Annotated in this window: 16 protein-coding genes; 5 read left to right on the top strand and 11 right to left on the bottom strand. The window is 52.2% G+C overall.

The features are described 5' to 3' along the window. Positions 1-23: 23 nt before the first annotated feature. Both ASN_RS16140 and ASN_RS16135 read right to left on the bottom strand, forming a co-directional pair. A complete protein-coding gene (locus ASN_RS16140) occupies positions 24-2609 on the bottom strand; it encodes a glycoside hydrolase family 31 protein (RefSeq protein WP_231948279.1) in 2586 nt (861 codons plus the stop codon). A 287-nt stretch (positions 2610-2896) separates the two neighbouring features. Continuing rightward, positions 2897-4225 (bottom strand): TonB-dependent receptor domain-containing protein, encoded by a 1329-nt coding sequence (locus ASN_RS16135; RefSeq protein ID WP_231948278.1) that lies wholly within the window; start codon positions 4223-4225, stop codon positions 2897-2899. Positions 4226-4253: 28 nt separating this feature from the next. On the opposite strand from ASN_RS16135, the gene ASN_RS16130 reads away from it, so the two are divergent. Continuing rightward, positions 4254-5333, top strand: a complete 1080-nt coding sequence (locus ASN_RS16130) for an IS5 family transposase (protein ID WP_058988266.1) — start codon at positions 4254-4256, stop codon at positions 5331-5333. Between the two features lie 68 nt (positions 5334-5401). On the opposite strand, the gene ASN_RS16125 is transcribed toward ASN_RS16130, so the two are convergent. Continuing rightward, a complete protein-coding gene (locus ASN_RS16125; protein ID WP_231948277.1) occupies positions 5402-7024 on the bottom strand; it encodes a TonB-dependent receptor in 1623 nt (540 codons plus the stop codon). Positions 7025-7308: 284 nt separating this feature from the next. Between ASN_RS16125 and ASN_RS16120 the strand changes: the two genes are divergently transcribed. Both ASN_RS16120 and ASN_RS16115 read left to right on the top strand, forming a co-directional pair. Further along, positions 7309-7812 carry an RNA polymerase sigma factor gene (locus ASN_RS16120; RefSeq protein ID WP_082666737.1) on the top strand — a complete coding sequence of 168 codons (504 nt, stop codon included), beginning with the start codon at positions 7309-7311 and terminating at the stop codon, positions 7810-7812. Continuing rightward, entirely contained in the window at positions 7809-8780 is a 972-nt protein-coding gene (locus ASN_RS16115) for a FecR family protein (protein ID WP_157765204.1), read from the top strand. Before ASN_RS16120 ends, ASN_RS16115 begins: the two co-directional genes overlap by 4 nt. Before the next feature lie 515 nt (positions 8781-9295). On the opposite strand, the gene ASN_RS16110 is transcribed toward ASN_RS16115, so the two are convergent. Next, positions 9296-9928: a TetR/AcrR family transcriptional regulator C-terminal domain-containing protein gene (locus tag ASN_RS16110; RefSeq protein WP_058988805.1), complete on the bottom strand. Its 633-nt coding sequence runs from the start codon at positions 9926-9928 to the stop codon at positions 9296-9298. Positions 9929-10011: 83 nt separating this feature from the next. Between ASN_RS16110 and ASN_RS16105 the strand changes: the two genes are divergently transcribed. Beyond that, on the top strand, positions 10012-11463 hold the full coding sequence (locus ASN_RS16105; RefSeq protein ID WP_058988804.1) for an FAD-dependent monooxygenase: 1452 nt from the start codon (positions 10012-10014) through the stop codon (positions 11461-11463). Between the two features lie 103 nt (positions 11464-11566). After that, positions 11567-12754, top strand: coding sequence for an alpha/beta hydrolase family protein (locus tag ASN_RS16100; RefSeq protein ID WP_058988803.1), 1188 nt, complete (start codon positions 11567-11569; stop codon positions 12752-12754). Positions 12755-13209: 455 nt separating this feature from the next. Here the strand turns inward: ASN_RS16100 and ASN_RS16095 are convergent. From ASN_RS16095 to ASN_RS16060, 7 genes are all read right to left on the bottom strand, one after another. Further along, positions 13210-14561, bottom strand: a protein-coding gene (locus tag ASN_RS16095; RefSeq protein WP_099048284.1) for an IS3 family transposase whose coding sequence is annotated in 2 segments (ribosomal slippage) — positions 13210-14225 and positions 14225-14561 — 1353 coding nt in all. Because the reading frame shifts where the segments join, the coding sequence is not laid out codon by codon here. A 307-nt stretch (positions 14562-14868) separates the two neighbouring features. Beyond that, positions 14869-16350, bottom strand: a complete 1482-nt coding sequence (locus ASN_RS16085; protein ID WP_231948276.1) for a sugar porter family MFS transporter — start codon at positions 16348-16350, stop codon at positions 14869-14871. A 333-nt stretch (positions 16351-16683) separates the two neighbouring features. Next, on the bottom strand, positions 16684-17241 hold the full coding sequence (locus ASN_RS16080; protein ID WP_058988802.1) for a VOC family protein: 558 nt from the start codon (positions 17239-17241) through the stop codon (positions 16684-16686). A 37-nt stretch (positions 17242-17278) separates the two neighbouring features. Continuing rightward, a complete protein-coding gene (locus ASN_RS16075; RefSeq protein ID WP_058988801.1) occupies positions 17279-18409 on the bottom strand; it encodes a Gfo/Idh/MocA family protein in 1131 nt (376 codons plus the stop codon). A gap of 36 nt (positions 18410-18445) precedes the next feature. Then, complete coding sequence (locus ASN_RS16070) at positions 18446-19624, bottom strand: Gfo/Idh/MocA family protein (protein WP_058988800.1); 1179 nt, start codon at positions 19622-19624, stop codon at positions 18446-18448. Beyond that, positions 19621-20583 (bottom strand): hydroxyacid dehydrogenase, encoded by a 963-nt coding sequence (locus ASN_RS16065; RefSeq protein WP_058988799.1) that lies wholly within the window; start codon positions 20581-20583, stop codon positions 19621-19623. Before ASN_RS16065 ends, ASN_RS16070 begins: the two co-directional genes overlap by 4 nt. After that, positions 20583-21395 (bottom strand): HpcH/HpaI aldolase family protein, encoded by an 813-nt coding sequence (locus tag ASN_RS16060; protein ID WP_058988798.1) that lies wholly within the window; start codon positions 21393-21395, stop codon positions 20583-20585. Before ASN_RS16060 ends, ASN_RS16065 begins: the two co-directional genes overlap by 1 nt.

Here is a 21395-nt window from a genome sequence, read left to right as displayed (position 1 = left end):
TGACGCTCCTGTTGATGAGCGCATCAAAATTGATCCACCTCCTTCATGACGGCCAAGGCTTTAGCAAGCGCCTTTCGTAACTCGCTAGCTCTCGCACTCATGGCTTGAGGATTATGCTTATTGACACCATAAAAAAGCGCGCGCTCATTTGTCTCAATCGCTTTATGCAACAAATCCGCATGAGCACGTAAAGCCTCACTTGCCTCCCTGCTTTCCCTTTTGAACTGCCCCAATTCATCTATTGCGCAACTTGGGCAGTAACTCATGCGGTCGCCAGTCTGCAATGCAGCCACAAGAGCATCCGGAGCATGCAGAAACCGCTCAAAAGGAGCCAAAGCCGCATATGACGCCCTTAGCAAGGAAAGGCGCCCAGCAAAACCATCGCGTCCTTCCTTCGTAGCAACTGGCGCAACATCACGTATCACATCCACAACCACTGATTTCGCAACATCTGTTGGAGGAACAGGTATAATCGTTGTCAGTGTGTTGCCATCATATCGCCAGCCGGCAACATTTTTCCGCACTGTAAAATTAAGCGAATGTCCGTTAACTGATACGCTGACAGGCGGTAAATCCGCGGGTAGACGAATTTCGTAAGACCGAAGATCGGTCACGCTATGAGCAAGAGCCGTGCGCTGCTTCCCTGTTAGTCGACCGCTTTTTTCTGGACCAATAACAATATGCAGCCTGTCTTTTTTCTGAGGACCTCCTCCTCGCACGACCTCTACCGGAAGACGTGTATATTGCCCCGTCTGGTAGGTCAGCCCTTCCCCCGTGTCGTCATAGACTTCATAGTCGCTACGCTGCCCCGCTCTTAGCGGCCAGATATTTAGCGCCAGAACAGACTTTGTATTTGAACCTTCGCCTGTAGCTGCCTTACGCTCCGGTATGATGGCACCTGCCCGCATCAATACGGGTATCTGTTCCAACGTATAATGCTTAACGCGTAACTGCGGCCCATTAAGTAAAGCGCCACTACACTGCTCAATCCACTCACCCGGAGGCACCCAGACCGTCTTCTCGGCCAAGCCTGTCATCGGATCAACAGGAGCGGTAATGGGTGCGGCTATCATTTGACTTCCGAAAACATACTCTCCTTTTGTGCTATAGGCATCATCCTGCTCTGGCCACTCATAGTACAATGGATGAAGGAAAGCGACGCCGTTTTCATATGTCTGACGCGCTTCTGTATACAGATAAGGAAAGAGAAGAGCACGCTGCCTTAAAGCATCCTGCATGACATCTGCATATGGTTCGGGATAAGCCCAAACCCGACGCTCAGCGTCAGGATTTTTAGTGGTATGTGTTCGAAAAATTGGACTTAAAATACCAAACTGTATCCAGCGGGTATAAAGTTCGGGTTCGACCGCGCCCGGCGCATGACCACCGATGTCATGGCTCCAATAAGCATACCCAACATTTGCAGCGGTAGCCGTAAACCACGGTTGAAACGCCAATGATGCCCAATCTGACTTAGTGTCACCTGAAAAACCAATCTGATAACGGTGATTACCCAAACCGCCCCAGCGATGAAAAATCAGAGGCCGTATCCCCTCTGCTTCTTGCTCCATAAAATGCAGGTAGTTCAACCACCATGTTGGGTTCAACCCAGGCAGGGCGGTCTTGTTTTCCTGCTGCCAATCCAGCCACCAAAAATCTACGCCTTGTTTTTCCAAAGGACGATGAAGGAGTGAAAAATATGCATCGACATAATGTTGATCCGTTGGTGCAAAAGGAACATAAGACTCTTGTCCTGCAGAAAGGCCAAGGGTCGCTTTTACATCCGAGTACGCGTCTTCCCACTTCTGCACACCAGAAGCTGGATGCAGGTTAAGTGAGACTTTAACGCCGCTATCATGAAGTCTTTGCAAAAAACCTGATGGATCAGGAAAGAGAAGTCGGTTCCAACTGTAGCCTGTCCAACCGAGTTTGTGACCAGATAGATCTTTTAATCCCCGGGCTGCAAGTTGATCCTGATTAAGATGCCAATCCATATCGAGCACCATGACATCTAACGGCAGGCTATGCTGTGCAAAGTCATCCGTTAACGCCAGCAACTCCTGATCGCTATAGGACCAATACCGTGACCACCAAACTCCGAAAACCGATTTTGGTGGTAAGGGAATTTTCCCTGCCACCTGCGTAAAGTCTCCGAGTGCCCTTTTGTAATCATGGCCATAGCCAAAAAAATACAAATCCTGACGCGGTCCGGAACGAGGGGCTATAGCCCATGGCCAAGTGAGAGGAGAAGCCGAGGAAGTCTTCTGAACAGGAAAATCCCTGTCGAAAACGGGTCGCCCCGTGTCATCAACAAGAGCCCATCCGCTGCGGGAAACCAAACCAGGTTCCATGGGCTCGCGAAGTTTTATGCCATCTGAACCGTCAAGAGTGCGCGTCGTCCCAAGAAGGTTGGCATCATCAGTCTGGCCCGGTCTCCACTCTGGGCGCGGGCTGCCGCAAGTTACGTTCACATGAAGACTGTCGGCTGTGAATGCGCCATTTCCTTGAGGTCTGTAATGGAGAAAAAGACACGCAGTCCGGATCTCCAATGCGCCGTCCTGTGCCAGTTGAGTATAATCCGGCACAGGCAGGTTCCGGTTAACAAACACCAGAGAGGCCCTATCCTCAAACTGTCTGTCTTCCGCCCATTCCATACGTACTAGCCTGTCCGTCAGAATGGTAAAACGCGCGTTGCCAAACCTGACCGTAGCGGCGGGATTGGCAACAGGAGAGCTGCGACCAGACACTACCCACTTTTCTGATCCAGTCGCTGGTATGCTGGCCGCATATGTCGGAGACGGTGAAACAGTGACGAGTATCAAGCTCAGACATACCCGTCGGCGAGACCATTTTCCGCCTTTGCAACCAGCTCCCATCTCATCCCACCTTAAGTTCATTATTTATAGTCAAGAATGACATGAAAATATACACCGCGACCCAAGTAGTTTGTATTGTTGGTGTACTGCAGCTTGGAACCAATAACATTATTGAAATGCGTATTGCTGAGGTTTTGCACTTCGTATTTAAAGCTCACATTTTTATAGACCTGATGCCATAGTGCCATGTTCAGCATGAAAACACTTCCCTGCCCGGTATTTTCATCTCGAGTAGACCCCAATCCGGTCAGGAATTTTCCGTTATAGTTTGCAGTGGCACGCAAAGCACCTTTGATAGCTGGTATGTGCCAGGTCACAGCGCCATTTACCAAAACATCTGGTTGGTAGATCAGATGGTCACTGCGTAGCATCGTCGTGCCGTTAGAGTAGTGCATATGTCCCTGCATCCAGGTTGCATTCATGGAAAGGTCAAACACCTGGCCAAGCAGATGGATGGACCGATCCAATGCCGAGAACTCAACCCCACGCAGAATAGACCCGCTTGCGTTCATAGGTGTGCTGCTTTGGAATATTTCGCCATCCTGCATGTAGATATTGGTAAGATTATAGATGTCATCTTTAATAATCTTGTTGAAGAATGTGGCGCTCACCATCCCATTTCCATGGTCGAAATATTTATCCACGGCAACGTCAAAGTTATGGGCCTTACGTGGTTTCAGATTGGGGTTGCCACTACTGATACTGCAACTCGCCACGCCACTATCATCATCCGTCCCACACGAAATTTTTTCCGCTTGAGCAATATTGGAAGGCGTTGGGCGTCCAATAGAGCGGCTATATGAAGCGTGCACATTCACGTTCCATGGAAAATGATGGACAATATCAAAAGATGGTAGAGGATTAATGTAATTTCCGTTCCGGCGTGTGAATCCTTCAGATGCGATATTATTGGATGATGTCGGCGACCATGAGGTATAATCAACATTATCCACACGCACCCCGGCGATAAAAACCGTATGAGGCAACGCATAATGAAGTGAAACGTACCCATCGGTAACATCTTCACGGTAGCGGTAGTCACTCATTCTGGAATTATAAAGACTGGTCGCCGCGTTGGACTTGCTCTGAGAAAGGCTGGACCAATCATATTTCAACCCATTCACGTTCATGAATACAAACGGAATGCTCCATTTCCACGGGTAATAATTGGAATACATGGCATCGCTCGTAACATCGAACCCGTTATTCCATATTTTATCTTTTTCATCGAACTTGATGTTGAAGCCCCGCCATTCAAAACCCGCAGCAACACCAAAACCTCGTGAATTCGGCCTTACGTGGAGGGTTCGAAAAACCCTCTGGTATTGAGGTCTGCTCTGTGATTCCATTTTCCTTGCGTTGATTGGAGTATGGATCATGAAGCAGGCGGGATTTTTTGACGTTGAAGAGCGGCTTGCCCGGCTGAGCGGGCTTGGTGATCAGCTCGAAGCATTTTCCCGGACTGTGGATTTTGAAGTCTTCCGCCCTGACCTGGAGAAGGTTCTGGCGTATTCTGACGGAAGCAAAGGCGGACGACCGCCATTTGATCCGGTGCTGATGTTCAAAATTCTGGTGATCCAGACGCTCAACAATTTGTCTGATGAGCGGACGGAATATCTGATCAACGATCGCCTCTCCTTTATGCGTTTCCTTGGGCTGGGACTTTCAGATCGGGTGCCGGATGCCAAAACGGTCTGGCTGTTTCGCGAGCGTCTGACCCAGGCGGGTGCGATCGATGGGCTGTTCAACCGCTTTGATGCGACCCTGCGCAACGCCGGGTATTTGCCGATGTCCGGCCAGATCCTGGATGCCACACTGGTAGCGGCTCCAAAGCAGCGGAACACCAACGCAGAGAAAGCCGATCTTCGGGAAGGACGTATTCCTGAAGACTGGCAGGACAAGCCGTCAAAGCTGTCGCACAAGGATCGTCATGCGCGCTGGACGCTAAAGTTCACCAAAGCGAAGCTGCAGGATGATGGAACCATGCCATCCAGTGATCTCGCCATCCCGTTCTTTGGCTATAAATCGCATGTTTCCATCGATCGGAAATACCGGTTCATCCGGAAATGGAAAACAACGCATGCCGCCGCCAGTGATGGCGCGAGATTGAGAGAGGGGCTGCTGGATAAAACCAATACGGCCTCAAGTGTCTGGGCTGACACGGCCTATCGCTCAAAAGCCAACGAAGACTTCATGGAAAAGCAGGGATTTGTTTCCAAGGTTCATCGCAAAAAGCCGCATCTCAAGCCTATGCCCCGGCATATCCAGAAATCAAATGCTGGAAAGTCGGTCATCCGCTCGCGTGTCGAGCATGTCTTTGCCGATCAGAAGTCACAGACGGGGCTGTTTGTCCGGACTGTCGGTATCAGTCGAGCCACCATGAGGATCGGCCTGGCCAATATCGTCTACAACATGCGCCGCTTCCTCTTCCTGCAGCGGATCAGCACCACAGCGTAGCTATCAAGCGGATAACAGCGCCCAATCTGCTCAAAACGCAGACCGGATGCCATCGCAAAAACCGTCAATCAAATCGCCAAAAGCCAGAAATCACGGGCCACGCACATCAATTGACGGTTCTTCGATCCCTCCACGTTGTAACCATAATCAGCCCGGACTGTAGGGATACCTTCAGTCGATTTCCGCCACTGTTGCTGCATCTGATACGCCGACCATTTGGCGTTCTGAACCTGGCTCGGGTCTGAAAGAGAGGTAATACGGAACATCTCCCCGTTCTTCGGGTCACCCGCATAATTGGCATAGAGACTGGAAGGATAGGTCCGCATACGTTCAAGCGGCTGGTAGTTGTCGTAATCCTCCCATGTGTAGCCACCACGCACCACCAGATCATGCTTGCCACGTGTCCAGTCCACATGGCCGATAAGGCCGTTCGAGCTACGTGAATATGTGTTCTGAATACGCCGAACATAAATGGAGTTAACCTGCTCCGTGCCGCTGGTGGGTGTCTGATTGGTCACGGAATTCTTCAGGTTGTATGCATCCCAGTCGCCCACCTGGTGCTCCTGCCGCCGGTACGTCCAGCCCATAATAGACGCGGTAAGGCCAGTATTGACCGGACGCCACTCAATCTTGCCAGAGCCACCTAACGTCGTCACAGAGTTGGCGTATTCGGAACTTCCATAAGAAGATGGAGCCACCATACCGTTCCACTTAGCAGAACTTGGCTCACTAATGGACTTACCCGCCGTATCAAAATACTGAAGACCACCACTTGTACCGGTCTGGTTCGTCACACGGTTCTGATAGCGGCTTGAAATAATAATGCCGAATTCTTTATTTTTACCAAACCGACCTGAAATGACGGCTTTTTCCCCTGCCCCCATGTGTTTTGGATAGCCGGATAGGCCGTTCTGTCCTGCCGCGCCACCATATAACGAAGCAATTCCGTAACCATCCAAATAAGCATACAGCCCCTTGTGGTCAAAGGCACTCATGGGGATCATGTCGATCACGCCACCGATGGCATCCCCTGATTGCTCGGCCGTGAAGCTCTTGTAGATATTGGTATGCGATGTCATCTCCACGGGAGTGTCCTGTAGGTTGACACGCCGCGTTCCTGAGCCTGTTTCGCCAATAGAGGCCATCGTCAGGCCATCAACCGTCGTGTGGTTCAGGTCGGGACTGATACCACGCAAGCTGACGTAGCGGGGCTCATCCCCGTTGTAGATAGCTGCCACACCCGGAAGCAATATCAATGAGGACGCGATGGAGGAATTACCGCCCAGATTTTCAAACGGATCGTAAGCGATACTGTCTACAATGACATTGGATGTGCGTTTTTCCGATTTTACCTTTCTGTGGGCAAAGGAAAAAATCGTCTCAACATCGTTAGCCTTTATTTCTGCAGATTTTTTACCAATTGCAGAGGCTTTTTTGATTGTAAAACCTGCGCCGGGCACAATCTCGGCTTTCAGTCCGGAGCCAGAGAGCAGACGCTGCAACGCCTCTGTCGGGGTCATGCGTCCTTTCATGCCACCAACATTGATGTGGCTGGTCGATTGCGGGGAAAACAGAATGGTCTGGTGGGTCTGAACAGAAAGAGCGTTCAGCGCCTTAGCCATGCTGCCAGCAGGAATTTGGAGAGAATACTGAGATTGAGAAGACGCCCCTTCAGCGGTACCACTGCTCACCCCCGCAGCATGCGTAGCCCCTGACATGCAAACAGACGCTGCAGTGCATAGCAGAACGGGCACCAAACCCCGCAATGCCGTGTGACAAAACCAATACCGTTTCAAACTATTCCGTCGCATATTTCCACAATCCCGCTGGGCCAATACGTGTTGCATTCAGAACCAAGACAAACCACAGGAGACCAATCCTCACCTCGGGATTTGGATTTCACGAAACTTTCACAAATTGTAGGGCAGAAATTCTTCTACACAGCGGCAGGCTTCTTCCATTGACCTAGAACGGCATGAGCAAACGTGTGACAAAAAACTGGTTACCGCAGCAGCAGGTCTGGGCAGCACTTCGGCAGCGTATTCGCGCCCTCACACACAGGGACGATGCGGAGGATCATTTGCAGAGCGCGTTTGTCAATTATCTGGAGCGAGAGGGCGAACCGGTTCGGGAACCCCACGCCTACATCACGCGTAGTGCCATCAATCTGGCCCGCAATGCCCATAAACGGGAGCAAACGGGGTACGTAACGCTGACGGAAGATAGTCTTCTGCCCTATTTTGAAATTGCAGATCCCGCCCCATCTCAAGAAGAAGTATACGCAAGCCGTCAGCGCCTGGCCCACTTCAGGGCGGGCTGCAGCCAGTTACCAGAAAAGACCCGACTTGTTTTTCTACTTCACCGCGTAAAAAAAATGAAATATCAAGAGATTGCAAATATTTCGGGCATGAGCGTAAGCAGTGTTGAAAAACATATCGCAAAAGCCTTAACCTTTCTTTCCGCATGGATGGAGCAGTGACCAAAAGACAAGAACGTACTGCCATCCGGAATCACGCGGCATACTGGATTGCCCGGCTTCACGCCGAGAACTGCACAGAACTGGAAAAACAGCATTTTCGGCAATGGCTGAAGGCGAGGCCAGACCATGCAGTAGAATTTGAGGCGATGACAGATTTATGGGAGCTTGGTGGTGGTCTGGCTGATGGCATTCCGTCGCATCACGCTCCACCTGTTGCCACCTTTCCTGCGCAGCAGAAATCAGTGCAAACACGACGCCGCATGCTGGCAACATTTGCTGCTTGTGCTGCGGCAACAATTCCTCTTTCAACTTCTCTGCATGCAGCGCGTGTTCTACAGACCGCATCAGGTCATTTTTCAGACAGTGTACTTCCCAGTCAGGTCAAGTGTTTTCTTGATACCAACACTCGGCTTGTTTGCGCCCATAACAACCGTTATTTTCGGCTTGAGCACGGGCAGGTTATTTTGTGTTCTCAGGCTCCTGCGCCAGCCCAATGGGTCGCTGCGGGAGATGTAAGGCTCTATCTGCAGGACCATTCATCAGCAATCATACTCGCGGAAGAAAACCGGATTGAGGTCACTGCCCTGAAAGGGAAAGTTTTGGTCCATAATGCGTCCCTCACCGGTTCTTTTGTCAGTGGGCAACACCTCCCGTTAGGGGAACGTTTGAGCTTTTACACCAATGGAACCTACCATGCGGACCGACCAGACCTTGAAGCCCTGCTCGCTTGGAGAAAAGGGTATCTCATGTTCCAGAACCGTCCTTTATCCGAGGTTGTGGCCGAGATTAACCGCTACCAGACGCAAAAAGTTGTCTTTACGGCCGGCTCGCTCAAAGCCATAGGAAACATGCGTTTAAGCGGGATTTATTACATTGGGCAGGGTAAAGATTTTTTCCGCATTCTACCCCATTTGCTGCCCATCCAGCTTATATCCCATGGCTCCAGAATTGAAATTCTGCCGTCATAATTGAAACATATCCAAGAAGAGCACAGACTTTAGAGACAAGTGAGGAGGATATCAATTTGGGTGAAGACGTCCCACTATGTTGCATGGACGAGCATCTACGGCGGCCAAAGCCTAGCGCACTCTCTGCTAAGCAGGAATTGGCCATATCTTAAGAAGCAAAGATAATCACTGGTTCTGGTTATATACGGCAGAACTGCCACTTACCCAAAAAGCAAAAAATAACAATAAAAATACAGAAATAATTCGGCGCCTTACATTTTCCGATAAATAACAAGGAGAATAATCCATTGCAAATAAATAATATTTACAACAATAAGGTAGCTATCTACACTCAAAAGAACTTACTTTCCTGGAATGCAGAAACTACAGCTTTTATGCACTACACAAAGCCCTAACTGACAATATACTATAATACTGTTCCTCCATCCCACCCGGCATGAAACAGCAATCCCCATTTAGAAACAGGGCTTCGTGGAATTTTTTGGTTGTAATCATCACGCAGACATCTCCACATACTATTTTTCTGGAGCAAGAAGATAATGAGCCAGCCCCTGGAGAGCCATATTCAGGCCAAAGTGAAACCCTTCATGCGGGTCACTCTTTAGGATATGCTGCCATGCTGAAGCTGCTACCGGATAGCGTAGCAAAAGAGCCTGAAGATCAGGGCTTTGGTTGTGATCTGGGCGTTTTTCAGAAAAAGCCTGTTCTTCGATTGTAAAACCCATAACATAATAGAGCGTGGAGAAAGTACCCCACGTGGCCGTACGATCATTCGCGCCAGCGTCTTTAAGGCTAGATATCATTTGCGAGCTGATCCGGGCTACATTACCGGAAAGAGGATAGGTCCGCGCTAGAAAACGGGCACCATCCCGGTGAGCCAATAATGCCTGCCTCACCTCGCAGGAAATTCTAAAAAACATATCCTGCCATTGTTCGCCAGCGGTTGCAGTAGTCGCAACCTCTTCAAGAAGAGTATCGGCAACAGCTTCGAACAACGCATCCTTGTTTGCAAAATGCCAGTAAAGCGAGGGCACCTGAACACCAAGCATGTCTGCTAGCTTTCGCATTGTCAGACCTTCCATACCCAGCTTGTCCAGCAATTGCAGCGCTGAACTGATAACTTGTTCCCTTACAATTTTGGCGCTCACAGCTTCTCCATTTCCTTCTTGCTCTTCAAAACTAATAGCGTTAGATTCCGAATCTAACAATGTTAGTTTGAAGGATGCCAGTCATGAAGACGTCGTACGATGTATTGGTCTCCGGCGCGGGCCCCGTTGGCTTACGGGTTGCCTGTGAGCTGAAACTTGCACAAATCGATGTCGCGGTGCTTGATCGGCGCGCTGCCCGTATTACTGAATCCCGCGCGCTGGCCATACATGGGCGTACGTTGGAAATGTTGGGGCTGCGCGGCTGCGCGGAAGATTTTATTAAAGCTGGCCGTAAAATTCCCCTGATGGAATATGGGGCACTGGATACGCGGCTTTCTTTTTCGCCTTTTGAAAGCCGCTTTCCGTTCACGCTGTTTCTTCGCCAGACCAAAACGGAAGAATTTCTGGAAAGGCGCGCTTTAGCTCTCGGCGTGCCTCTGCTTCGTGAAACGGAAGTCACTCAGATTGAAGAAAATGAGGCAGAAATGAAGGTAACGACTTCCCGCGGGCAGTTTTCTGCCTCGTGGTTGATCGGAGCCGACGGTGCGCGCAGCCTGGTGCGGCGGCAGGCAGGTATTGGCTTTGACGGTTTTGATGGTCGTGTTACCGCCATGCTGGGGGATGTGGTTCTGGCAAAGCCGCCAGAAGAAGGCGGCGTCGTGTTCATGGTTACCCCTCGTGGCGCACTCATGATGTCTCCATTGGGTGATGGTGTGCATCATCGGGTAATTGCTATTGATGCGGAGCGGCCTTCGGTAGAAAAGGACGCCCCGCTCACGGTCGCAGAACTAGCATCTGCTACATTGAAAATCTCCGGCAAAGATTATGCGATGGGCGAAGCATCCTGGCTGTCCCGCTTTACAGATGCCACACGCCTTGCCTCTACCTATAGAAAAGGCCGTATTCTATTGGCCGGGGATGCTGCGCATATTCACGCTCCCATGGGAGGTCAAGGGCTGAATGTTGGCCTGCAAGATGCAATGAACCTCGGCTGGAAGCTCGCTATGGTCGTCAAAATGCAGGCACCTGAAAATCTGCTGGATACCTATCATTCCGAGAGAAGGCCAGTTGGTCAGATGCTATTTGACAACACGCTGGCACAGGTTGCGTTGGCGACCAACTTCACGCCGCCCAATTTGTCATTGCGTAATACAATGAACGATATTTTATCTTTCCCTGATGTAAACAGCCGCCTTGCCTCGGAGATTTCCGGATTTGGTGTTGCCTATGGATATGACAAAGTTGTACCCGAAAACTTACCAGCGCACCTGCTGCCCGGCAAGCGTGTTCCAGATGTTGATCTAATGATCGAAAACAAATCTGCCACACTCTATGGGTGCATGGAAAAAGGTGAATGGGTGCATCTGGCACTTTCCTCAAAAAAACAAGATATTTCAGAATCTCCTGAATGGCTGGATCCGAATATTGTGAAACACATAACAGCAGACTGTGTTGATGATAGTCCGTCTTTTAATGGTGTGTCATCTGTATTGATCCGTCCAGATGGGTATGTCCATAGCGTGACGATGGCGTGAACAGAAACATATCTTTAGGCGTGATCGTTCAGGAATGCCTCAATATTCCTTATCTAAATATCTCGTTGAAAATCAGACTGTTTTACAGAAAGCCCTGCAACGAATGACAGAAAAATCCAACATCCCGGTTCGTTCTGACGCTACCGACTACGGCGTTTCCCGCTTCTTCCGCAACCAGACTTTTCATTTTCAGACCCTTCGGGCTCTGAACGACATCGCGGCCAATGGCGCTGATCTCAATGAAGTGCTGACAGCAATCAGCACTATCCCAGATGGCGACACAAACGCGTGGTTTGGTGCCTTTTCCAGTCTTGCCATGCGCACTGAAGACCGTATCCGCGCCTGCGCCGATCCGCTCAGCAATGGCTACGCTTGGCTTCGTGCCCATAATTACTGGCGTACCGCCGAATTCCTTCTGCGCTCTGATGACCCGCGCCGCAAAAACACCTGGACACGGGAAATCGCCGCTTTTGATAACGGCCTGAAACTGGCTGGCATCGCCCACGAACGTTTCACTATTCCCTATGAAGCTGGCTGCCTGCGTGGCATTCTCTATCCGGGTCCTGACGGGTGGCAGAAAAAGCCGCTCATTGTGCTCGTTGGTGGATATGATTCCACTCTGGAAGAGTTGTATTTCGTCCTTGCCAAAGCCGCACATGACCGCGGTTATGGTGTCTTGACCTATGAAGGGCCAGGCCAAGGCGGCGTCTTACGTGAATACGGTCTCACCTTCACCCCGGAATGGGAGAAGCCCACTGCGGCCATTCTGGATTACTTTGAAGCTACACAGTTCCGACCGGAAGAAATTGTCCTCGTCGGCATGAGCATGGGCGGTTACCTTGCGCCGCGGGCAGCCGCCTTTGATCCACGCATCACTGGTATCGTTGCTTATGATGTCCTGTTCGATATGGGGAGCATTGCCGAACGCTACGCCACCCTAGCCCAGAATCCCGATGCCTCGAAAAATCCCGATCTGGTATGGGCCGTTGATAACGCATTGTGGACCCTCGGTGTAAGGACCCTGCCGGAGGCTGTGGAAGCTATTCGCCCTTATACACTCCAAGATGTCGCTGCAAAAATCACAGCAGATGTCCTGATTTTAGTCGGCGAACACGACCACTTCATTCCCGCCTCTCAAGCTGATGATTTCTCAAAAGCCTGTACTGCTGCAAAGTCTGTCGAAACTGTCACCTTTGATACCCTCTCAGGTGGGGCCGAACACTGCCAACTCGGTGCCCAGACGCTCTGGCACGCTGCTTTTTTCAGTTGGATGATCCGCAAGTTTAGCTGAGCATTTATTTTTTGTAAGCATCGCAGCCGGCAACTGTGGTGCCATTTACACTCTGGCATTTTCTGGATGTACAATCTGGCAAGCTAAAGATAGCTACCCTGCCCTCGTAGCGGTCAGAAAATGCCCACAGTTACGCATGATGGATATCTACCTCGAGACGGCCTATCTATGGTTCCTATAATGGCCCGTTGCGAGCCAAGACTTGCGTTCAGAATAACAAGATGCGGACGATCAAAGTGACTTTTCAGTTGCTTTCGGGTACTCGTCCGCTTCACGTAAATAAGCCACCATACAGCGCTGATGTCTGCAAAAAAATGTAGATCAGGGCATTCAATAATCTTGAGGGACGGAGCGGCCTCCCCGTTCCCTTTCCTATCGCAATGTCCGTCGTCGAAAGATTTGGGACTATGGATGGTGTGAAATAACGGAGGGTCTGGCCCATCTGATTATGATGTTTAGGCGGCACGCTGCTGATGAAGCAAGCGTCGTTTCTGGATGGTAGCTCTTTTGATGCGCTCACGTTCGAGCAGGATTGTCTGCCCCCGTCCGAACCAGACATCTGCCGGCGTGAGATTGTTGAGGCTCTCGTGATAGCGGCGCTGATTATAGTTTTCGACGAATGCCTCGATCTGGCTTTCGAGATCTCCAGGCAGATAATAATGCTCAAGAAGCACGCGGTTCTTGAGCGTCTGGTGCCAACGTTCGATCTTCCCCTGTGTCTGGGGATGGTTGGGAGCGCCACGCACATGATCGATGCTGTTCTGATTTAGCCATTTCGCGAGTTCGTCAGCAACATAACAGGGGCCGTTATCGGAGAGCAGTCGCGGCCGGTGTCTGACCGTGGCTTGATGAAGCCCTGATGCCTGCAAGGCGAGTTCCAGCGTTTGCGTCACATCGGATGCGGCCATGGTCGTGCACAACTTCCAGGCGATGATGTAGCGTGAGAAATCATCAAGGATGGTCGACAGATAGAACCATCCCCATCCGATAACCTTGAGATAGGTGAAATCCGTCTGCCAGAGCTGGTTCGGCGCTGTTGTTTTTGTATGGAAGCTCTCCGCCGCCTTGATGACGATGAATTTCGGACTGGTGATCAGGTCATGGGCCTTGAGCAGGCGATAGACCGAGGCTTCCGAGACGAAATAGCCCTGCTCGTCGGTGAACCGCACGGCAATTTCACGAGGCGACAGTTCCGGCGTCTCCAGCGCCAGATCAATGATCTGTGCACGGATATCGTCCGCGATGCGGTTCCATATCCGATTGGGTCCAGAGGGTTTGTCCGCCAGGGCTTCCGGGCCGCCCGTCCGATAGAGATCGCACCAGCGGTGAAAGGTTGAACGCGGGATACCAATCTTGCCGAGAACCTGCCGAACCGGCAGGGCTGATTGCTCGACAAGGCGGATGATCTCGAGCTTTTCCGAAGCCATATATCTCATGCGGGGTCTCCCCCAGCCCCGATCATGCTTTTTTTAAGCAGGCGCAGTTCCAGTGTCTGCTCGGCCACGACCTCTTTCAGGGCCCGCGCCTCGTCACGCAGATGACGGACTTCACTGGTTGTGGCGTTACGCGCCGTATCGCCCGCAAGTCGTTTCTTCCCGGCTTCAAGAAACTCCTTCGACCAGGAATAATACAGGCTTTCGGCAATACCTTCACGGCGGCACAGCTCAGCTATGCTGCTCTCGCCCCGCAGGCCATCAAGCACAATGCGGATCTTCTCTTCCGCCGAATACTGCCGACGCGTCGCCCGGCGGATATCGCGGATCAACCGTTCCCCCGATGTCGTCTCCGGCAAGGATTTCTGGCTCATACTTCACTCCTTCGTCGTTACGATGAGCCAGAAATCCTCCATTATTCAATTCACCAATTTCGTCCCATAGATCCTGACGGCGGACACGTTATGGATGACCAGACCTCTATTATGTCCCCATGGACGCCATCAAGAAAAGAGTGGATTTGAGCATCCATCTTTCTATTTCAATAGGCAAACCGTAAAATCAGGCTAACTTTCTCCGTGAGAATAAATAGGTGTCATGCGCGCCATTCCTAGCTGCGCAATCTGGCCCCACAAACTGGCATGCAGCAGAGAAAGCCGCATGCCTTTTTTCCCGACAGGTTTACTTCTGCCCGGGTATATCCGTCAGACCATCTTTCGGAACAGTCGCCGTGCTGGCCTTGGGTTGGCGTTTTGGGGCCAGCATGACGCTTTCGATTTTCTCCAGCGCAATGCCTTTTGTTTCCGGCACATAGCGCTCCACAAACCACCATGAGAAAAGCGTAAAAAGCGCGAAAAGCCACATCGGCAATGCACCGTGAAATAGGGAATCAAGTCTTTGATTCTGCGCTATCATCGGAAAAAGCTGGCTGACGATGAAGTTCATCACCCAGTTAGCCGATACCGCGATGCTCATACCCACGCCACGGATCCGGTTTGGAAAGATCTCGGCGATCAGCACCCATGTCAACGGCCCCCATGATAGACCAAACAGCAGCATGTAAACCAACATACCAGCGAGGGCTGAATATCCCTGTGTTTGGGTATAAAGCGCCCAAGAGGCAACCAGCAGACCAATGATCATGCCGATCGAACCGAACCGGAACAGCGGCAACCGCCCTTTGTGATCAATGACCCAGCTTCCCAGAACCGCACCCGATACGGATGCCACCCCAATCCATATGGTCTGAAACAAAGCGTTCTGTACACTACCACTGACCGAACCCAGTACCAGCGGTGCATAGTACATCATACTGTTCACCCCCGTAAGTTGCTGCAGCATTGCGACCGATGCCCCCACGAAGATAATCCAGCGTGCCCCTTTAGAGGCGACAGCCCGGCCCAAATCAGACGTCTCGATCTTATGTTCCAGGGAATCCTTGATTTCTGTCAGAACTGAACGGGCATGCTGCTCATTGGAGATGCGCGTGAGGGTCTGCATCGCGTCATCATCACGTCCGCGCAGAACATGCCAGCGCGGGGATTCCGGCATAAAGAAAATTGCGGCGCAGAATACAATGCACGGAATGACTTCTGATCCCAGCATCCACCGCCAGCCCACATTTGTAAGCCACTCCTCGGTGGCGCTACGAGCGATCAAATAATTGACGATGAAGACCGCTAACTGGCCGCCGACAATGGCAAAAGATTCCATGTAAAGTGCGCGCCCGCGCATGTCTTTTGGTGAAACTTCTGACATGTACATGGGAGAAACTGAGGACGCTACACCCACCGCGACCCCGCCAATGAAGCGATACACCACAAACCATGCAAAACCCGTCGCCAGCGCCGCACCAATGGCTGACGCGGTAAACAGCACAGCGGAGACAGCCAATGTCGGGCGCCGACCAAAGCGATCTGCCAGCCAGCCCGAAACCGCTGCCCCCAGGATACAACCAAGCAGCACGTTGGAGACCGCCCAGCCAATTTCTGCCGGTGAAAGGTGAAAATAGGACTGCAATGATCCAACCGCGCCCGAAATGACAGCTGTATCATAACCGAACAGAATGCCACCCAGCGCCGCGATCGCACATATTCGCAGCACGTAGCCTACATCATGTTTGTCCGATTGGACAAACATGATATCTTTTAAGGATCTTTTCATTTTTTACTACTCCAACAGGTATTTGTTCTTGTTGTTCTGTTTCAGCAGAGTGACGCGAGAATTTTTCCAGCGCCTTTCAATGAATCCAGCCGTAGAATACGCTACGTGGTGACAAACCTTTTTCCGGAAACCACGTCTGCGGCCTTTGCTATCATTAGCCTGAAGTCCGAAACTCACTCTTCTTCCACAATCTTGTCGCACTTACAGACAACACGGCTGTGGCAGAGAGTCCTTTTGACCGGATTACAGGAAAGAGTGCATATTTTTTATCTCGGAATAGAAAGATATACATTCCTCAATAGAAAAAGAGAAAACGATCGTTAAACAATACATTTATTCGTTTTGTGTTTCGAGGATTGTGAATTCCTCTGTGTTTTCCTTTACCTCATTCCCCACACGCCACCCCTGAACAATTTCATAGGGATGCGTATGAATTTCGATAATGGTACCGAATGGATCACGACAATAGACCATTCTGTAAATGCCGGACGGGGGGCGATCATCCCATATCTCTGAAATCTGGCTACCCCCGGTTGCAACAATCTTGCCGATCAGCCCGTCTATGTCCGGATCTGTTACGCATATGTGAAAGGGGCCGGACTGATCAAACCGGATATCGGTGACATCGGGCAGTGAAGCGGGTGAGACAGGCTGAAACAGCTCAATACCCACCCCGCCGCCCGTTGAAAGATGTGCGATGCGCACGTGCTTGCACCGCTCGCCCAACGCATCCTGAAACTGTGCCTGTGCTGGTGGACTGGCAACCAGATCGAACGGACCACTAAACAGCCGATACCCCAGAACCTCCGCGTACCACGCTATGGCGCGGTCAATATCTGGCACGCTGATACCGATATGGTTCAGCGGCCGAGGACAAGTGGTGGATGTCATGATTTCTGCCCTTGCATGATGAATAAGGCAACGTGGTTCAGGGTCTGGAAACAGCCTGCACCATGACGCCAATCAGGTCGCTTTCCGGTGGTTCCTCGACAGGCGGCAGAATGACAACCTGATCCTGCTGTATGCCCTCCCGTGCGGCAAGGGGTGGCAGGGATTGAGGTTCCCCGGTGCGCAGAGCTGCCTCCGCGGCAACCAGAACACGGACGTCCCGCAACCCATCCTCACCATCCGGTTCGGGGGCCTGGTCTTTAAGGATACATTCCGAAAAATAGAAGGTTTCTCCCCCGAACTGCTCAACGGGGCCATGGGAGTGCCGGTCTTTCTTCCCATCAATCAGTGTGGTGTATGTAATGGCAACGGATGGGCCAAAAGTATAGCATGGGTCGACCTTCACGCTGCCTCTGCTACCAAACAGAGTCATACCTTCCACGGGTGCGCTGGCATAGCTGACTATGAAGTCCGCAATCCGGCCATCCGCAAACCGCAACGTGACCGAAACCGTATCCTCAAAATTGAAATTCCGGCCGGGCGTGCGTGTACCAGCAGCCGTAACCTCCACAGGTTCAGCCCCAAACATATGGCGGACCGCATTGATCGGATAATTGCCAAGATCCGGCACCGGGCCCGACCAGTACCCCCCATGAGCGCGATGGTTTGATTGCGGCACATCCTGCCCAAATACCGAACTGAATCCGACAAGAGTGCCAAAATCCCCGTCGCGGCAACGTGACACCAGTTCCACCGTTGCTGGTTCACAATGCAGACGGTAGGCAATCATGAGCTTGCCGCCCCCATTCCGCTGGGCCTGGAGGATTGCTTCGCAGTCCTCCACACTGGTCGCCATGGGTTTTTCAAGCAGAAGATGCAGGCCCGCCTCCAGCACCGGCACCGCATACTGCCTGTGCAGGCTATTCGGCGTTGCCAGATAGACTGCGTCAATCTCACCCGATGCCAGAAGGTCGGGCAAGTCATCATAATGCCAGACCCGCACACCGTAGCGGGCTTCAAGGGCCTCTGCTTTTTTCATGTCGCCGGTCATCAGAGCAGCCAAGGTGGAATTGGCGGCCCGCTCGATACCAGGAATAAAAGATTGTTGGGAGATTTGCCCGCATCCAATTACGGCGTAGCGGATCTTTCGGTCATGTGTCGGCTGGTTCATGGTAATTCCTCCATGACGTAATGAGATATTCAGGCATTATGCCTTTTCGTGCTGCCGATATTCTTCCTGATGCTGTACCTTGTCCGTCGGCACTTCCCGCCAGGCAGCGGACCGGCTTGACGCGTGAATGGTCTCGACCAGTGTCTGGATGCGCAAGCCCGCGCGAAAATTGAATGGTTCAGGCTGATGACCGGCCAATGCTTCCAGATACCTTGCCACTTCTATCGCCTTGAGGTCATTGAAACCCAACTGGTGACCCGGCGCCACGCAGAACAGACCATAGGGCGCATGCTCCGGCCCCGCTTCAATGCGGCGGAAGCCCTTGCGGCCCCGCGCATCGCTGGTGGAGAAAAAATGCAGTTCGTTAAATCTCTGCTGGGTGAAGGCAAGTGCGCCCTTCGTGCCATAGACCTCAAAGTCATGCTGCATGGTGCGACCGGTGGCAATCCAGTTCCCCTCAACTGATCCCGTCGCCCCATTCTCAAAGCGCAGGAGGGCGCGCCCGATATCATCCACCTGAACTGCACGCGTACCACCCTTGCCATCCGGCCGCGTCTTGATAACCGTCACGCAGTCCCCCATCACCTGTGTAATCGGGCCTGCGGCTGGCCCCATCAGGAACTCAGCAGTTGCAAGGGCATGACTGCCAATATCAGCCAGCGCCCCGCCTCCCGCCGGATCAAGGCGGAAAGTGAAGGGAGACATGGCGTCCGCCATGTAATCTTCCGCATGCAGGCCACGGTATCCCCTGATTTCACCCAGTTCGCCCGCCACGATCATATCGCGTGCCAATGCGAGCATGGGGTTACACAGGTAATTGAAACCGACCTGTGTCTTTACTCCTTTTGCCTCTGCCGCATCGGCCATTTCACGAGCATCAGCAGCAAGCGGTGCCAAGGGTTTTTCACAATAGACATGCTTGCCCGCAGCAATCGCCGCCAGCGCCATTTCCTTATGAAAGGCATTAGGGGCCGTGATATTGACCACGTCGATTTCGGGATCGTTGACAAGGGCGCGCCAATCACTGGTGGAGCGGGCAAACCCCAGAGCATCTGCCGCCTTCGCTGCTGCCTCATCAGTAATATCAGCCAGACACGCCAGTTCCAGCTGAAACGGAAGATCAAACACACGGGACGCGGTTGAATAGCCAAAGGCATGGGTCCGGCCCATAAAGCCACTGCCAATCAGGCCAATGCGCAGTTTACGTTTGGTCATCTGACAAACTCCCTGTTCACAATAAGGGCGGGATCAAGCGCCCCTGCAAAAAAATCCAGAACATTCTTTACGGAATAAACAGCCATGCGTTCGGCCGCCTGTGCAGTCAGCCCGGCGATATGAGGGGTCAGGATGACCTGATCCATATCCAGCAACGGGTTATGGGTGGACGGCGGTTCAGGATCGAATACATCCAGCCCTGCTGCCGCAATGCGCCCGCTGGACAGGGCTTCGGTCAGGGCCACTTCATCCACCACGCCACCGCGCGCGGTATTGACAAGAATGGCGCCCGGTCTGACATGCCGTAGTTCGGTTGCACCCAAAAGTGGACGATCGCCCTTGGGTACGTTGACGGAAATGATATCCGCCCACTCCAACCCGTCATGCAGGGTTTCGACGCTGCCTACCGCACCAGTTGGCCATTTGCCTTGGGCGGCAAGGAACGGATCATACGCCCGGATATCCATACCAAATCCGGCTGCCATGGTAGCAAGATGGCGGCCCGTGCGGCCATAACCGAGTATCAGGAGCCGCCTGCCCCCGACCTCTCCCGCCATAAGCCGGTTGCGCCACTGCCACTGCCCATCCCGCACAGCCTGATCTGCCCGGACCAGATACTTGGCACAGGCAAGAATAAGCGTCATGGCGTGTTCCGCCACGGATACGGAATTGACGTCACCTGCAATACACAGCGTGATGCCACGTACATCCAGCGCCTGCAGATCGACCGCATCATACCCAACGCCGTGACGGGAAACGATTTTCAGCTTCCGTGCCCTTGCTACCGTAGCAGCAGAAAGAGGCTGGGTACGCAGCACCAGAGCATCGGCATCCGCTATGAATGGGGCGTAACTGTCTTCTGATATTTCTTCGATGTAATCATAAGTTACATTCGGCGTGCGATCGAGCAGAGCAATACCCGCTGAATGCAGGTGCCCCGCAACCAGTATGTGGGGCATCAGTACACTCCTCCCTCTACAGCCATCACGCTATCGTGGCTGACCAGCTTGCGAAACCGCGCGACACTGGCACCGGCAGCCGCAGCAAGCAGCCGGGAATCTCCCGATACGGTGGTCATGTTAAACCCCCAGTTTATGGCACGTGCGGCATATTCCGGTGTGCCACAATGCAAGGCTGCGCGAATGCCGCTGTCCTGACAGGCAGCTAGGATTTCATGCAGGCTTTCGATCATCTCCGGTTCTTCACGGTCAAATCCCGGAGGCAAGCGTCCCGCAGCCAGGCTGAACGTAAGGTCCGCAGGGCCAACATAAATGCCATCCAGGCCCGGCGTTGCGGCAATTTCGGTCAGATTGTCCATGCCCTGCTGTGTTTCGATCATGGCGAAGGCAAGAATTTCGTCATTTGCACCGCCAGCATAATTGCTGCCCGCAGCAAACGAGACCCGCGTGGGGCCAAAGCTGCGCTGCCCGTAAGGGGGATAGCGCATGTAACTTACAAACTCGGCAGCCTGCGCCGCCGTGTTTACCATCGGGCAGATGACACCATAGGCACCAGCATCAAGCATTTTCATGATGATGCCCGGTTCCATCCATGGCACGCGAACCATGGGTACCACACCAGATGCACGCATGGCCTGCATCATGGGCAGTGCACTGGAATAATCCAGCGCACCGTGCTGCACATCGATGGTGACTGAATCATAACCTTGGGCCGCCATGATTTCAGCCGTGAAAGGATTGCCGATAGAACACCAGCCATTCAGCGTGGGTTTCCCTTCGGCCCAGAGTTGTTTGAGACGGTTGGGAATCAT

This window comes from Acetobacter senegalensis (assembly GCF_001499615.1).
Taxonomy (GTDB): Bacteria; Pseudomonadota; Alphaproteobacteria; order Acetobacterales; family Acetobacteraceae; genus Acetobacter; species Acetobacter senegalensis.
The sequence above is the reverse complement of the archived record's forward strand: the minus strand, read 5'-3'. Positions and strand labels throughout refer to the sequence as shown.